This window comes from Pedobacter panaciterrae (genome assembly GCF_013204795.1).
Classification (GTDB): Bacteria; Bacteroidota; Bacteroidia; order Sphingobacteriales; family Sphingobacteriaceae; genus Pedobacter; species Pedobacter panaciterrae.
Genome location: NZ_JABMKW010000020.1, coordinates 1601290 through 1616503 on the forward strand (window position 1 = coordinate 1601290; position 15214 = coordinate 1616503).

At 37.7% G+C, this 15214-nt stretch carries 11 protein-coding genes; 6 read left to right on the top strand and 5 right to left on the bottom strand.

Annotated features, from left to right (window positions below; genetic code table 11):
• Positions 1–31 precede the first annotated feature (31 nt).
• From HQN86_RS25845 to HQN86_RS25855, 3 genes are read right to left on the bottom strand one after another with little or no spacing between them, the layout of a single operon-like run.
• Entirely contained in the window at positions 32–1231 is a 1200-nt protein-coding gene (locus HQN86_RS25845; RefSeq protein WP_172663724.1) for a discoidin/SUN/FTP domain-containing protein, read from the bottom strand.
• 16 nt (positions 1232–1247) lie between these two features.
• A complete protein-coding gene (locus HQN86_RS25850) occupies positions 1248–2789 on the bottom strand; it encodes a RagB/SusD family nutrient uptake outer membrane protein (RefSeq protein WP_172663725.1) in 1542 nt (513 codons plus the stop codon).
• A 51-nt stretch (positions 2790–2840) separates the two neighbouring features.
• Positions 2841–5738: a SusC/RagA family TonB-linked outer membrane protein gene (locus tag HQN86_RS25855; protein ID WP_172663726.1), complete on the bottom strand. Its 2898-nt coding sequence runs from the start codon at positions 5736–5738 to the stop codon at positions 2841–2843.
• Between the two features lie 802 nt (positions 5739–6540).
• On the opposite strand from HQN86_RS25855, the gene HQN86_RS25860 reads away from it, so the two are divergent.
• From HQN86_RS25860 to HQN86_RS25880, 5 genes are all read left to right on the top strand, one after another.
• On the top strand, positions 6541–7305 hold the full coding sequence (locus HQN86_RS25860) for an ROK family protein (RefSeq protein WP_172663727.1): 765 nt from the start codon (positions 6541–6543) through the stop codon (positions 7303–7305).
• 4 nt (positions 7306–7309) lie between these two features.
• The gene (gene gndA, locus HQN86_RS25865) at positions 7310–8722 is read left to right on the top strand and encodes an NADP-dependent phosphogluconate dehydrogenase (protein ID WP_048904608.1); all 1413 of its coding nucleotides are present in this window, start codon (positions 7310–7312) and stop codon (positions 8720–8722) included.
• Positions 8723–8759: 37 nt separating this feature from the next.
• Entirely contained in the window at positions 8760–10271 is a 1512-nt protein-coding gene (gene zwf, locus HQN86_RS25870; protein WP_172663728.1) for a glucose-6-phosphate dehydrogenase, read from the top strand.
• On the top strand, positions 10271–10996 hold the full coding sequence (pgl, locus tag HQN86_RS25875; RefSeq protein WP_172663729.1) for a 6-phosphogluconolactonase: 726 nt from the start codon (positions 10271–10273) through the stop codon (positions 10994–10996). The genes zwf and pgl overlap by 1 nt, the downstream gene beginning before the upstream one ends.
• A 129-nt stretch (positions 10997–11125) precedes the next feature.
• A complete protein-coding gene (locus tag HQN86_RS25880) occupies positions 11126–12358 on the top strand; it encodes a purple acid phosphatase family protein (RefSeq protein WP_172663730.1) in 1233 nt (410 codons plus the stop codon).
• Here the strand turns inward: HQN86_RS25880 and HQN86_RS25885 are convergent.
• Positions 12355–12942 (bottom strand): DUF4833 domain-containing protein, encoded by a 588-nt coding sequence (locus HQN86_RS25885; protein ID WP_172663731.1) that lies wholly within the window; start codon positions 12940–12942, stop codon positions 12355–12357. The two genes, HQN86_RS25880 and HQN86_RS25885, sit on opposite strands and share 4 nt — an antisense overlap.
• 45 nt (positions 12943–12987) lie before the next feature.
• Here HQN86_RS25885 and HQN86_RS25890 point away from each other — a divergent pair, with 45 nt between their 5' ends.
• Positions 12988–13398, top strand: coding sequence for a hypothetical protein (locus HQN86_RS25890; protein WP_246269740.1), 411 nt, complete (start codon positions 12988–12990; stop codon positions 13396–13398).
• Positions 13399–13723: 325 nt separating this feature from the next.
• On the opposite strand, the gene HQN86_RS25895 is transcribed toward HQN86_RS25890, so the two are convergent.
• A complete protein-coding gene (locus HQN86_RS25895) occupies positions 13724–15043 on the bottom strand; it encodes an OmpA family protein (RefSeq protein ID WP_172663732.1) in 1320 nt (439 codons plus the stop codon).
• Positions 15044–15214 lie beyond the last annotated feature (171 nt).

Consider the following 15214-nt stretch of genomic DNA (forward strand, 5'->3'; position numbering starts at 1 on the left):
ACATTTATTAATTTAAATTTATCTGTCCTCATCATTTGTAAATTGTCCTAAAGTTCATAGTCCATTCAGACAACTGGAATAAATCATCACCGGTATTGCTCAAGAATACAATACGGTAGTGTTGCCAGGCAATCTCATTATTAAAATCATAAACCTTATTCTGGAAGTTAGATTCAAATACCATATCCTGTCTGGTATCTAATACTGTCCAGTCTGTTCCATTTTGAGATCCTTCAACTCTCCAGCTCTTCGGATTACGAGAATATTCTTTCGAGTCATTTGCAGATGTCAATGTGTAAACATTGGATACTACAGGTAAACTAGGGTGCCAAATGAAGTAAACTGGTTTAACATTCTGAACATTAAAGTGACAGATGAACTTAGTTAACACATTATCATCAAACAACTTAATGAATTTCTCTCCCGGATTTACCGTTCCATCCTTGTAGTCAGGGTTATTAAATTTAACCTCCATTGTACCAGTAACCGTTTTAAATAAGTTTGTTGGCGGTGGAATAAACGTAAGTCGTCTTGCAAATTCATCGTATCCAAACACATGATCTGGCTGTATTAAATGTACAATTCCATTTTTCGCCTGAATGTTAACTGAACTTGTATAAGCAAATGCCCAGTTCGGAGTAAATACACTTCTTTTAGTATTGGCAAACTCAATCACTTCGGGACCGCCATTTTGCATACCTTGAGCATCAGCGTATTGGCGTTTTCCATGCATTGGATAATTTCCACGTACACTAAAAAGCTCACGGCCATCTCCCAAAGAAAAATCTGTCGATTTAAAAAGTCCCTTTACAATATATCTGGATACCATCGTATCCAAATGAGCACTATCATTTTTTGCTTTTTCCAGATCAGCCAAAGCAGGTGCAAACCCAGACGCTAATTCGGTTAAAAAGATAGCCCTTTTGCCGTTAGCCCTTCTTGCATCATTTAAATTTCTAATTGCCAGCTGAAAACTTGGGTTAGAAACCGCAAATACAGACACGCTACTATCGGTAAGAATACTTTTCATTTTAAGTTTATCAATTACCAGCAACAATGAATCATAAACTCCCGGTTTACTTTTCAGGTAATCATAAATATTTAAGGAAGTACCTGGATTGATATCCTGAGTAGAATAATAGCCTTTTTCTTTCTTACAGGCCACTTGAAATATTATGGCACTAAACAAGAATGCTATTAAATATCTACTATATAAATTTGATTTTTTCATATCTATTAATGTTTAGTTATTTCCAATAAGAGTTTTGTACCAACTCAGGATTTTGATCAATAAGAGATTGAGCAATAGGCCAGTAAATACCACCAGAATTAATTAAAGCAATAAACTTCGGATCTCTTTGCACAATTTTATGATACCTAACCAAATCGAACCATCTGTAACCTTCACCCATAAATTCCTTATTACGCTCATTAAAAATCGCATCAATAAGATTCCCACTGCGCTCGGGCGAGTACGGCACATAACTACTATTGGTAGCTCCCACATTATCAACGTTATACCTAAATGCTCTTACTATATTAAGCGCATCAATCGCCCCTTGTCTTTCCCCTAATACAGCCAAAGCCTCAGCTCTCAACAGTGTAACATCTTCCAGCCTTGTAAAGAGTATAGCACTTGAAAATATTCTGAAAGTTGGGTCTGATGATCCATCCTGCATACATTTTATCTTACTAAAAATTGGATACTTACCTAGGAAATTTGTAAAATAAAGCTGAGAGTGAGTAACACCATTACTATCGATATTAAACCTGCCATCATTAGCTTCTTTAAATATGGATAAGATTGAATCCTTTGGTACAAAAATATCCGGTAGATTTTTATTTACAATTGGCTCTGCAAGTGTAAGTGATTCAATATTACCTACGAATGTGGCATCCTGATGTCCAAAGATAAAACCAAATCCCAACAGCTGATTATTATTCTTATCAAAGAAAAGTCCTCTGCGACCTGTAAGATAATCGGTTGGATTATAAGCCATTGCCGCTTTACCAAAATTATCAAGCACAATTTTGGTATAAACAGTTACGTCAGCATATTTCCCTTGCCATGCAGCCGCCTGAGCAGCAACAGCATAGGCACTTAATTTTCTAACCAGGGTTCCATTCCATCTTCCTTCTCCTTCATTATAGTACATCCCCGGTTGCTGAATATCGTTTACACTGTATCTATATGGTAACTGTTCAGCAGCTGCCACCATTTCGGCCTGAACAAACTCCATAATCGCGTTACGATCTGATCTTTTAACATTTTCAAATTGTCCGTCACGAGATGAGGTAATAAAAGGTACATCACCCCATATTCTCACCATGTAGAAGTAAGCAAATGCGCGCAAAAATCTTATTTGCGCTATATCTACAGTCATATTGTTATCCGTATACCTGGCATCTTTCGCTTTAACTTCTTGGATACGCTCAAGGAAAATATTTGCAGCATTTACAATTGCATAAAATCTTCTCCAATTAGAAAGTTCTTGAACCACTGGATAAGCAGCCTTCAGGTCATTTCTTATAATGGCTTTCAGATCCTGACGTAAAGGGCTATCAAAATTTCCCATACGCACATCACCATAAATCCAATGGCCATTGTTATCTGCTAATGCTGCCCTGGTTAACCCATATACCCCAAGCAGTTTAGCTCTGGAATCTTCCATATTGTTCCAGGAGTTCTGTTCATTTACCACACGGGTTGAGTTTATATCTAATGCTTTTTTACAGCCACCTGCTACCAGAGCAAAAAAGATAAGACTCAGCAAAACTATTTTTTTCATTTCGTCTATTTTAAATGGTACTTAATGTTATTTGTCTATGTGTGATATTAATTAAAAATCCATTTTTACACCTAGCATATACGTTCTAGGAATTTGCATTCCGTAACCTGTATCGTAACCAGTATAGTTTACGAGCTCTGGATCTTGTCCTGTATATTTAGTAAGGGTGAAAATATTATGCACACTACCATAAACATAAAATCTTTCAAGTCTTGGCATTTTCTTTTTCATCAATTTCGTTAAATCATAACCTAACGACACAGTTCTCAATTTTAAGAATGAAGCATCTTCAAGGAATAAATCCTGATTGGCCTGATAAGGAGCCGACGAACTCCATGGGTTATACAAAGGGTATTTTGAATAATCTCCCCTTTTTTCCCAGTAGGTAACCTCTCTAACAGAGTTGATGTTATTTAACCCTTCGCGATTAACAAAATCAAAACGGTTTGCCATTTCCTGATTTATTAGATCTCGTCCTAAATTGAAATACATATTTACACTGAGGGTCCAGTTTTTATATCCGAAATCGTTATTAAAGCCTCCGGAAACAAGCGGAAGGGCATGTCCGGTCAAGGTTCTGTCGCTATTATTGATAGTATTATCTCCGTTAAGGTCTTTCCAAATCGGATCTCCTGCCTTTAATGTAATTGCATTATAGCTCATTTTTTGACCATTTGCTCCCACCGGAACTTCCGCATCGGTATTAAAAATACCTTCATTCTTTAATAACCAATAGCTGTCTACAGATTCGCCGACTTTTAAAAGTCTGTCACCAACAATCAATTCAGATAAACCACCCGGCAAAGCTTTCAATTTATTTTTATTGAAATTTAAGTTAAGTGAAGAAGTCCATGAAACCTTATTTGTTGACGGTAAGATATCAGCACTAATTGCAGCATCAATACCAGTATTTGCAATAGACATACCGTTTCTAATAACGGTAGTGTATCCGTATTCAGCAGCGCCAGGTACACCTAGCAATTGATTTTTATCTTCTTTAGTATATACATCAACTGAAGCTCTGATCCTGTTTTTTAAGAAAGCAACGTCAACTCCAACATTTAACTGATCCTGATAAGCCCATTCCAGGCCATAAGGAATAGCACCGGCATTATATGGTCTGGTTAGCGTTCCGAAACCGTTATATCCAGGTGCAATTAAATTACCGGTAAAACCAATAAAGGCGGTATACTGAGGGCCCTGAGCATAATTATCAAATAGCTCGGCCCTACCCATACGACCTACGCTGGCACGTAAATTCAAATCTGAAACAAAATCGTTCGTTCCAAGAAAATCTTTCTTCATATTCCAGCTTCCAGAAAAGATCGGTGAATAGAACCATCTATTAGTAGGTTGCTGATTCGAAGATGCATCAGCACGCAACATAGCAGAAAAAGTATAAATTTCTTTATAATTGTAGCTTGCTTTTCCAGTAAATGAAACCTGATTGTTTCTGGTTTTATCTAAAAATTTCCAAACAAGTTCTCTCCTGAATACAAATGGCTCTAAATAATCACCTCTATTCGGATCAGATTGCAACAAATTAAGTTTTACGAAATCGTTAGCTCCTTTATAAGCATATGCATAATTGTATTTATAAGTATCATACTGAAATGAAGAACCTACAACGAAGTTAAATGTATGTACATCATTAATCTTCAGATCATACGTTGCCGTATTATCAAAAAACACTCTTCTACTGTACCCATAATAATTTGAGGCATAGTTTGTTGTTTGCAGCAACGTTCTTGGATAGAATATATCTCTGTAGCCCTCATTATGATCCAATCCAAAAGTAGAATTGAATTTAAATCTGCCCAGATCTATACCCAGACTAACCAATCCTTCAACAATATTAGACCTGTTGTCATCAAATCCTTTGTCAAATTGATCCAGATATTCACCATATTTTAACTTATTAGGGGCAATTGGTGAACTTAAATCAGGTATGTAGTTCACTTGTGATAACCTATCTCTAACATTCTTATTTCGTTGACGGTCAACACGGTTCGCGTTAATAATCGCCGTAAACGCCATCCATTCGGTTGGCCTCATGTTAATCTGAAAGCGAGTATTATAGCGATCTGCACCAGTATTGTCTGCAACGCCACCGCTGGTAGTTGTACCCACCCCAAAACGGAAGTTAGCTCTATCACTACCACCCGAAATTCCCGCATTTACAGAATAAGCAAGTGCATTACCATAATACCTATCAGTCCAGTTAGATGGCCCATAAAAGTCATTGTTTAACGAGTCACTTAAATAAAGAGGATAAGAGTCGTTATCAGAGTAACTACCATTGGCAGTATACTTATTGTAAAATTGTCTTCTAAAGTCGTTCTCGAACTTACCATTTATAGTAGTTACCGCACTAGGCTGTGCTAAACCTATATATGACTCGAAGTTAATTTTTCTAATTGTCGAGTTCTTTTTGCTCGTAAGCAAAATTACTCCGTTAACTCCTTTTGGTCCGTAAACAGATGTAGCACCAAGATCCTTCAATATCTGCACAGATTCTATATTATCCATGTTGATATTGGCAAGTGTATTTGTTGCCGGACCTATTCTGTCAAATTTAAATTGTTGGATATCGTAAGCAAAAGGATGCTCACCAACTAACGGTATCCCATCAAGAACAACTAGCGGTTGTGTAGCAAATTGTTCACGTGGCGATACAAGCGGTTGTGATGTTCCGCGGATAAACATGTTCTGAACGGTACCTGGCTCACCAGATGATTCCTGAACATAAAGGCCAGCAGCCTCACCTTTTAAATACTGCTGTAATGTAATCGCAGGAAAAATAGCGAGCTTTTTAGGATCGACATCATTTCCTTTAGATTCTAAAGCCGAAAAAACGGTCCTCTTGGACTTAGGCTGGAAGCGTGTAGTGTCTACTTTAAGTTTGGCAGAATCCTCTTCAGCAGAATCAGTCTGTTGTTGGAAGCTCATCTTAAAAGAAGAAATATCCGACACACAGGCAGACCTAGCGGCATTGCCAAAAGAACATGTTGATGAACACAACAAACCCAGGAAAGTTATATTTGCAATAAAGCGCATAACAGATAATTAAGTATTAACTGATTGAAAACCTTTTTTAATTTGATTTTATAGAAACTAATAGATTAAATTTTAGATACACCTATGCCAGATCGCCTGCCAATCGAGCAGATTGAACAGCAACAAGTAAAAAAATTTAAAATATTTTTAAAACGATTTAGCTAGGTATCTCCGCAACCAACAGATTGCACAGCCTAGCTTCAGCATTTAAAATTGGCATGTTATGCCCAGGAAAAAATTTGTGATTATGTCGTGAGGATTCACTACATAGCTTTTTAGTAAAAGTTTGATTCATAGTTTGGCTTATTAGGTTAGTATTTGGTTTCCCGACAATGACTTATGGTGCTAAATCGATTATCTATAACAATAATACGAAAGAAAATTTAAATTCCAAATCTTTTACATCATTTTTTTTACACAAAATCACATAAGTGCATTCGATTGCCAAATAAGCCCTATTTAGCCCATACGCCCATACTATAACGTTATCGTAACAATCGTTTACGTAACAGCATATAGCCATCATCCTCAGGCATATGAAACCGCAAACTTTATACATATATATTACATGTATGCTGCAATTATCACGTTGTAGTAATTATTAAAATATAAATACATAAACATGTCCTTTTTAATGAATGAAAATTTGTTATTTTGAATTATATTAAAAACAGGCCCCTTACACAAAACAGATATGCCAGTTAAGCAAAAAAAAGAAAGCGGAAACAACATTTTATCGATAGATATAGGTGGCACCAGCATTAAAGCCTGTATATTAAGTTCAAAAGGAGATCTGCTCTCTGAATTTAAAAAACTTCCTACCCCAAAAAACTCAACACCGGAAGAAGTTATTAAAACCATTAAAGAATTGGTATCATCGCTCGAAGACACCTTCGACAGGATATCAATCGGCTTTCCCGGATATGTTAAATGCGGTAAAGTAGAAACAGCTCCAAACCTGGCCAAAAACAAATGGACCAATGTTAATCTTGCCCAACAGGTAAGTAATTTATTTAACAGACCTGTAAGGCTTATTAATGATGCCGACCAACAAGCACTTGGAATTGTAAGTGGCATAGGCTTCGAAATCGTATTTACAGTAGGTACCGGTTTTGGTACTGCGCTGGTATTTGACGGCGAACTACTCCCCCATTTTGAGCTTGCTCATTTACCGGTAACAAAAACAAAGGACTATGATGATTACATAGGAACCAAAGCTTTTGAAAAAATTGGAAAAAAAGACTGGAACGAACGTTTAGAACGTATCATACAGATCTATAAAACAGTATTCAATTACGACACATTATATATAGGTGGTGGAAATTCAAAGCACATTACCTTTGAGCTTGATCATAACATTCATCTGGTAACTAATAAAGATGGCATCAAAGGCGGTGCTAAACTTTGGGAAGTTGCCGAAAAATATCACGTATACACAACTCGTCCTAACGACAAATAAAATAATGAAGAATAAATACACTTTAGGAATGATCGGTCTTGGAACCATGGGCCGAAATTTATTGCTTAATATGGCCGATAATGGCTTTCAGGTTACAGGTTATGATAAGGATGCCCGCATGCTTAAAAAGCTTGAAGAAGATGGTAAAGCCCATAACTTAAAAGGATTTGAATCATTAGAGGATTTTATACAAAGCCTTGAACTTCCAAGAAGGATTATGCTTTTAGTACCTGCTGGTAAAATTGTTGACAGCGTAATTCAGGAACTTGTTCCTTTACTTGATAAAGGCGATATGATCATCGACAGTGGAAACTCTCACTTTACTGACACAAGCAGAAGAGCGATTGAGCTTTCAGACCAGGGCATCCACTTCTTTGGAATGGGTATATCTGGTGGCGAAGAAGGTGCCCGTTTCGGACCAAGTATGATGCCGGGCGGAGATAAAGCTGCTTACAACGCAGTAAAACCTATTCTAGAGGCCGTTTCTGCAAAAGTTAACGGCGATCCTTGCGTTGCATACATCGGCCCCGGTGCTTCTGGTCACTTTGTGAAAATGGTTCACAATGGTATTGAATATTCAATGATGCAAATTCTTGCCGAAACTTACGACCTTTTAAAGAACGTACTTGGCTATAACAATGAGCAGATATACAACACATTTGAAAAATGGAACAATGGCAGGTTAAAATCTTTCCTACTGGAAGTAACCCGCGATATTTTTAAAGTTAAAGATAAAAAAACCGGAGGCTACCTGATTGATGTCATCAAAGATCAGGCGAAATCTAAAGGCACAGGAAAATGGACTTCGCAAGTTTCTATGGACTTGCAATTACCTATTCCAACTATAAATGAATCGGTAAGCGCACGCGATCTGTCAAAATTCAAAGAACTCCGTGTTGCACTGTCACAAGCATTACCGCATCAGCAAATTAAAGTTGAAGATGCAGCAGCGTTTGAAGTACAGTTAGAGCAAGCGCTTTATTTTGCTATGATAACCTCTTATGCTCAGGGACTTCATTTATTGGAACAGGCCTCAGCAGAATTCAAATATGAGCTTAACCTGAAAGAAATTTCTCAAATCTGGCGTGGCGGATGTATTATCCGTGCGGTGCTACTTGAAGATATTTATCAGGCCTACAAAAAACAACCGGAGTTACCACATCTATATTCAGATGAGAGCATCCAAAATCAGTTAAAAGAAATTATTCCGGGCACAAGAAATGTTGTGATCACAGCATTAAAAAATGGCATTGCAATTCCTTGCTTCGCTTCTGCACTTACCTATTACGATTCCCTTAGAACTGATAAATCACCATTAAATCTAACCCAGGCACAGAGAGATTTCTTTGGCGCACACACTTTTGAGCGCATTGATGAAGAAGGTATTTTCCATGCCGATTGGAACGAGAACAATTAACTAAATCACAACCCACACTGCATATAATAACATTCTAATGAAAACTAGCCTCAACGTTAACCCAACCATAGTAGTAATTTTTGGCGGTACCGGTGACTTAAATTTGCGCAAACTTGCGCCCGCTCTTTACAACTTATACACAGACGGTTACATGCCTGAAAAGTATGCCATCATTGGAACTGCCCGCAGGCCGCTTACTGATGACAAATTCAGAGAGAACCTAATGGACGGGGTAAACAAATTCTCAAGATCAGGAAAAGTAAAGCAGGAAAAGTGGAACAAATTTGCAGAAAATGTTATTTATAATTCTGTTGATGTAGAGACTCCTGAAAGCTTTGGTTTACTTAAAAAGAGCATAGAGAAACTTCAGAAAGAATTTGGTCCTAAAACACAGGTTATCTATTACCTTGCTGTAGCACCAAACCTGTTCCCTCTTATCGCTAAGTGCCTGTCAGATTATGGATTAGCAGGAACTGAAGACAACTGCCGTATTGTAATCGAAAAACCTTTTGGAAGAGATCTTGAAACAGCTAAAGAACTAAATTGTATTCTTACCGGCATATTTACCGAGAAACAGATCTATCGTATAGATCACTATTTGGGTAAAGAAACCGTACAGAACATAATGGCTTTCCGTTTTGCAAACTCATTCTTGGAGCCGCTTTGGAACCGCACTTATATAGATCATATTCAAATCTCAGTAACAGAGCAACTTGGTGTTGGCGATAGAGGCGGTTATTACGAAGGTGCTGGTGCGTTAAGAGACATGATTCAGAACCACTTGCTTCAATTACTTTGTTTAATTGGTATGGAAACACCGGTAAACTTTGATGCAGATGAGATCAGAAACAAAAAGGTGGATGTATTAAAAGCAATGCGTCCGTTTAGTCCCGAAGACATTCGTTTCAGCACAGTTAGAGGTCAATATACCAAAGGTTGGGTAGAAGGTAAAGAAGTACCAGGATACAGACACGAAACTGGCGTAGATGCCAATTCAAATACTGAAACTTTTGCTGCAATTAAGTTTTTTGTAGACAACTGGAGATGGCAGGGCATTCCTTTTTACGTACGTACCGGAAAACGTCTATTCCAGACCTCTTCATTAATTACCATTCAGTTTAAAGATGTACCTCATCATATTTTCCCTTCCGGAGTAACCGAGCACTGGCAACAAAACAGGTTGATCATCAGTATTCAGCCTGAGATGAGTATCCGTTTACAGGTACAAGGTAAAAGACCAGGATTAGACATGGTATTGAATCCAGTTGACATGGTATTTGACTACAAAGGAACCTATAGCTCAGAAACACCCGAGGCTTATGAAACCCTTTTATTAGATGTTATGACAGGCGATCAGACCCAGTTTATGCGTGCCGATCAGGTAGAAGCTGCATGGGAGTTGTTAATGCCGGTTGTTAACGCATGGGAAAGCAAAAAATCTTTAAGCTTCCCTAATTACACTGCAGATTCATGGGGACCAGAAGACGCCGAAGCGCTGATTGCCAGAGACGGTTTCCACTGGTTTGCATTACCACTAAATAAAGAATAATGAATTTATTAATTTATAAAACTCAAAGCGAATTATTTGAGGATCTGATAGACTATATAGTAACTATTGCCAATCAGTCAATTGCAGAAAACGATTGCTTTAATTTTGTACTTACAGGTGGTAACTCACCTAAAGCCTTATATGAATTACTAGCTACCACATACCGCGATAAAATTGACTGGTCTAAAGTATATTTCTTCTTTGGCGATGAGCGCAATGTATTGCCAAATCACGAAAGTTATAACGGTTTAATGGCTAAAAGAGCAATACTAGATCCTTTAAATATTGCCGCTGATCATATATTTTATGTAGATACCACCCTTGCTCCCGAAAAGGCCGCAATTGAGTATAACAAAGCTATATCTGCACATTTTAATGGTGCTGACATTATTTTTGACCTGATCCTGCTAGGAATGGGCGATGATGCACATACTGCTTCGTTATTCCCTGGAACATCTATTCTTGATAACAAGGAAGTAGAGGTAGATTCAGTATTCGTAGAAAAACTTTCTACCTACAGAATCAGTTTTACTGCACCGCTAATTAACAAAGCTAAAAACATTGCTTTCCTTGTTTTTGGTGAGACCAAAGCACAAGCTGTAAAACACGTTATCGAAGCGCCAAAAAAGAATACAAAATTGTATCCTTCACAATTAGTCAATCCTGTTGATGGTAGTGTAACCTGGTTTCTTGATGATGCTGCAGCAAGCCTGTTAGATAGTTAATAAGATTCTAAGCAAAAAAAAGGTGTATCATGATTTATGATACACCTTTTTTTTGTAAAAAATACAAGTATGTTACAAAACAGAAATACTCCAATTTAGTATCTTGCCATCAAATACTCCCTATTTGTTATGGAAAAAGAAATCAATGCATTACCCCGTCGTCAGTTTCTGGGCAGTGTATCAAAAGCAGGAATACTAGGATCATTAGCTGCCTTTTTACCAGGCAGCAGTTCTGCCGAAGTACTTAAATCCTTTACCGCCATCCCAGAAGACGGGCATGTCTTTTTAACAAAACCCTATCTGCAATTACCTTCGGCAGACGGCATGACCATAAGGTGGGTTACCAATAAACTTTGCTACAGCTGGATTGAATATGGCGAAGGGAACAATCTAAACCTAAAAGCCCACAATGTAACCGACGGTCTGGTTGACGCCCACAACAGAATAAACTTTGTTAAATTAAAAGACCTTAAACCAGGCACAAAATACAGCTACCGTGTATTATCTAAAGAAATCACAGACTTTCAGCCCTATTCCTTAAAATATGGAGAAACCATCTCTAGTGAAACCTATTCCTTTAGCACACCAAAAGCAAATCCTGAGGCAGTTTCATGGCTTATACTAAACGATATTCATGATCGCCCGGCATCAATCCCGCATCTGCTAAAATTAAACAACGAGGATTACGATTACGTATTTTTCAACGGCGATATTTTTGATTTTCAGAAAGACGAACAGCAGATCATAGACCACATGCTTAATCCATCTACAGATGTATTTGCAAGCACAAAACCTTTTATGTTCGTCCGCGGCAATCACGAAACCAGAGGCAAGTTTTCTCGTGAACTGAAAGATTATTTTTCTACTAAAAACGACAAAGGATATTTCGCTTACCAATGGGGCCCGGTTTTCAATATCGTATTAGATACTGGCGAAGACAAGCCTGATGATCACCCCGTTTATGCCGGAATAGTAGACTTTGATGGCTACCGCAAAGAACAGGCGAAATGGCTGGAAGAAATCATGAAATCAAGCGCTTACAAGAAGGCAAAATTCCGTGTGGTTATGATGCATATTCCGCTATATCATTCCGGCGATTGGCATGGACCAATGCATTGCAGAGAACTCTTTGCGCCGCTGTTTAAAAAGTATAAGGCAGACATTGTAATTTCCGGACATACACATACCTACGGCGTTTGGCCACCATCTGCAGAACACCCCTACCCTGTTATCATAGGCGGCGGGCCACAGGAAGGAAAGCGTACGCTTATTAAAGTAAAAGCCGACAGTAAAACACTGGATTTAGTAATGCTTAAAGACGATGGATCGGAAGTAGGAAAGTACAGTTTAAAGAGCAGCTAAACTTTAATTCTTTCTAAAACCGCAGCATTATTTTCTGTATTTATGCCTTTTAATTCCACATATTTAACATTTGGCAACCAAAAAGAACCACCTTCAATCCTCACAAAAATCCTGTCGAGCTGAATCTTTTTGTTATTAACCGTTACATAAACGTGGAACTTCTTGTCGTTCTCAGATTTAAGCAAATACATCGGCAGTTTTTTATGCGAAACAAACCTTAGTTCATAGTGGTCTTTACCTATCTCTTTGGCCTGAATACCATATGCAAATTTCTTTTGGATGTAGCTTAAATCCTTTTTCTCGCCCTCATCCCCATAACGAATCCAGTACACTAGAATAGGTTCTTTTCTGTCTACCTCTCCATTTTTATCTGCATTTAACTCACAGATGATTGTGTTGGTGTTAGGATCTCTCTGTAAATAAAAAAGCAGATTGGCAATTCCCTTTGGAGTTGGAAATTTTAAAGGTGAAGGATCACTTTTATCAACTACCTGAGCATATGCAGGTACAGGATTTACTATTGCTGTGATTAATAAACTAAAAAGCAACAGTATATTGAGGGTTAGTAATTTAGCGGTTCTCATTGGTAAAGTATTAGGGTTCAAAGATAAAAAGAGAATTCTAAACTCTTGATATTCAATTGTCAAATTGCCGACATTATCTTTCACAATAACACCTATAGTATAATTCTGAACCAGAACTGGTATATTGCAACAATTATGGGTTACGCGAAAGAAAGAGGAAAGCTTGAAAAGCTATCAACAAAAATAGTCGGCATAAGCATTTATGACGAGAAGAATTTAGGAATTCTAATCGATATTCATGAGCAGTACTCGCATACTGTAAGGATTCTAAAAAATAAAGAGCCGGAAACATTTAGTGATCTATACACCAATGAATTACAGGAAGTAAAAGCTGGCAAAAGGTCTCTTAGAGAGAGCGATTCAGACGAAACTCGCCAGGCTAATTTCATTGCATACAAAGAATCAATACAGCGTGCTTTAGAGAAAACGATTAAAGCTACAATAGAATCTTTATAATAATAGACTCTTTATAAGAAGAATTGAAAGTATAAAAAGACCCGATTGAAAATTCGAGGGCACTGAAAAAGTCCTTTACAAAAATGGGGCAGTTCATAAATCATGAATTGCCCCATTTTCATTAAGTTGTAAGAAGTTTTTCTAGTTAAAATTTTCTGTAGCCGACCCTGAGAGGGTCAAATTCAATTATTTCATAATTTTATTTCTCTCGGTTATTTTCGAGCCACTTTTTCAGTGCCCTTGAAAATTCAATCGGGTCTTTTTATTAAAGCCTTCTCACTCCGCTTTTCGACATCTCCTTTGGTTAATCAAAGGAGATGACGAATTATTTTTGCGTTACACGCACATCAATTCGACGATTTTGAGCCCTGCCTTCTGGAGTATCATTGCTCGCTATCGGATGATCCTGACCATAACCTTCGGCAGATAAACGCTTGGCATCTACACCTAGTTTAATCAACGCCTGCATTGCAGTATTCGCTCTTTCATTAGATATCTTCTGATTTACAGCGGCATCGCCTATATTATCAGTATAACCACCCATTTTTAGCTGCACATTTGGATAAGCTTTTAAAATGGCAGCTATATTTTTCAATTGCTCCTGAGATTCTGCTTTTAGCGTACTCTTTCCAGTCTCAAAATACAACCTATCAAATGTAAACCAGGTTGTTTTATCAACAGGTTTATTCTTATCCTCAATAAATGAAATAAGGCTATTCTCTACAGAATTCTCAGCAATGCTAAGTTCAGTACCATCTGGCAATTTCTTGCTAATTTTAGCACCCAGATCCTTAACAAAATCTCCTGCCTCGTTCAATTTACCTGCAACAGTAGATACCGCGGCATCCGCGCCCGCTTTCACCGCTCCGGCAGCAGAATCCATTGTGGCACCTGCCGAATCAATATTGGCCGATAAAGAATCTGTAACAGTGGTCATTTCTGTTTTGTTGCATCCAGATTTACCCATAATCCACCAGGCACCTAGCAAAATAACAAGCAACGGTATTAACCATTTTAAAAAGCTACCACCCGCTTTAGGCTGTTCCATAGGAGTAACATAGTTTGTTTTGGGTATTTTTACATCAGCAGGAATCTCAACCTTTGGAATATCAACTTTTGGGATATTAATACTAGCCAAACCTAAAGAATCACTTAAACCACTTGGTAGTGCAGCAGCGATAGCCGATTTGCTTTCAAAGATCTTACCTAATAAATCGGAGATATTCCATCCTTTACTGGCCATTAACTTAGAAATATAACCTGTAATTAATGGAACAATCATGGCCAGCAAACCTGTAGCTTTTGCACCACTTAAACCACTTGAAGAGGAAACCGCATCAGTTACTGCTCCTGTATCGCCACCAAATAAGCCACCAAGCAAAGATTTGCCTTTCTCCAATAAAGAATCCTGATCATCATTTAATAAATCTGCAGGGTTACTGCCGGAACCGGTAACACCGGATAAGATATTGCCTAGAAAGCCTGTATCACCGCTGGCTCCATTTTTCAGGATGCCCGCTAGAATAGCTGGGATACCTGCTGAAAACCCTGTTTGAACCTGATCTTCGGTTACGCCAGCTTTCTGACTTAAAGAAGAAATCGCATCACTGCCTATTTCATTCTTTATCATTTCAATTAAATTCATGTTTATAGTTTTAAGTTAGTATTCTAAAATAAAAACAAACACCCGCTCCTTTAATCTCCAATGGTACATAAAAAAACAGAACGTACCTACACGTTTATTAAATCTAAGATTAAGCTGCTATAAACACAAATCTAATACCTTCATAACAAACCATTTAGACATCATCCATAA

Bases quoted from the DNA above. Each gene is read 5' to 3' on its own strand.
- gndA (WP_048904608.1), top strand. From the start codon at position 7,310: ATGAAGAATAAATACACTTTAGGAATGATCGGTCTTGGAACCATGGGC.
- HQN86_RS25895 (WP_172663732.1), bottom strand. From the start codon at position 15,043: ATGAATTTAATTGAAATGATAAAGAATGAAATAGGCAGTGATGCGATT.
- HQN86_RS25885 (WP_172663731.1), bottom strand. From the start codon at position 12,942: ATGAGAACCGCTAAATTACTAACCCTCAATATACTGTTGCTTTTTAGT.
- HQN86_RS25855 (WP_172663726.1), bottom strand. From the start codon at position 5,738: ATGAGCTTCCAACAACAGACTGATTCTGCTGAAGAGGATTCTGCCAAA.
- HQN86_RS25860 (WP_172663727.1), top strand. From the start codon at position 6,541: ATGCCAGTTAAGCAAAAAAAAGAAAGCGGAAACAACATTTTATCGATA.
- pgl (WP_172663729.1), top strand. From the start codon at position 10,271: ATGAATTTATTAATTTATAAAACTCAAAGCGAATTATTTGAGGATCTG.
- HQN86_RS25845 (WP_172663724.1), bottom strand. From the start codon at position 1,231: ATGAAAAAATCAAATTTATATAGTAGATATTTAATAGCATTCTTGTTT.
- HQN86_RS25850 (WP_172663725.1), bottom strand. From the start codon at position 2,789: ATGAAAAAAATAGTTTTGCTGAGTCTTATCTTTTTTGCTCTGGTAGCA.
- zwf (WP_172663728.1), top strand. From the start codon at position 8,760: ATGAAAACTAGCCTCAACGTTAACCCAACCATAGTAGTAATTTTTGGC.
- HQN86_RS25880 (WP_172663730.1), top strand. From the start codon at position 11,126: ATGGAAAAAGAAATCAATGCATTACCCCGTCGTCAGTTTCTGGGCAGT.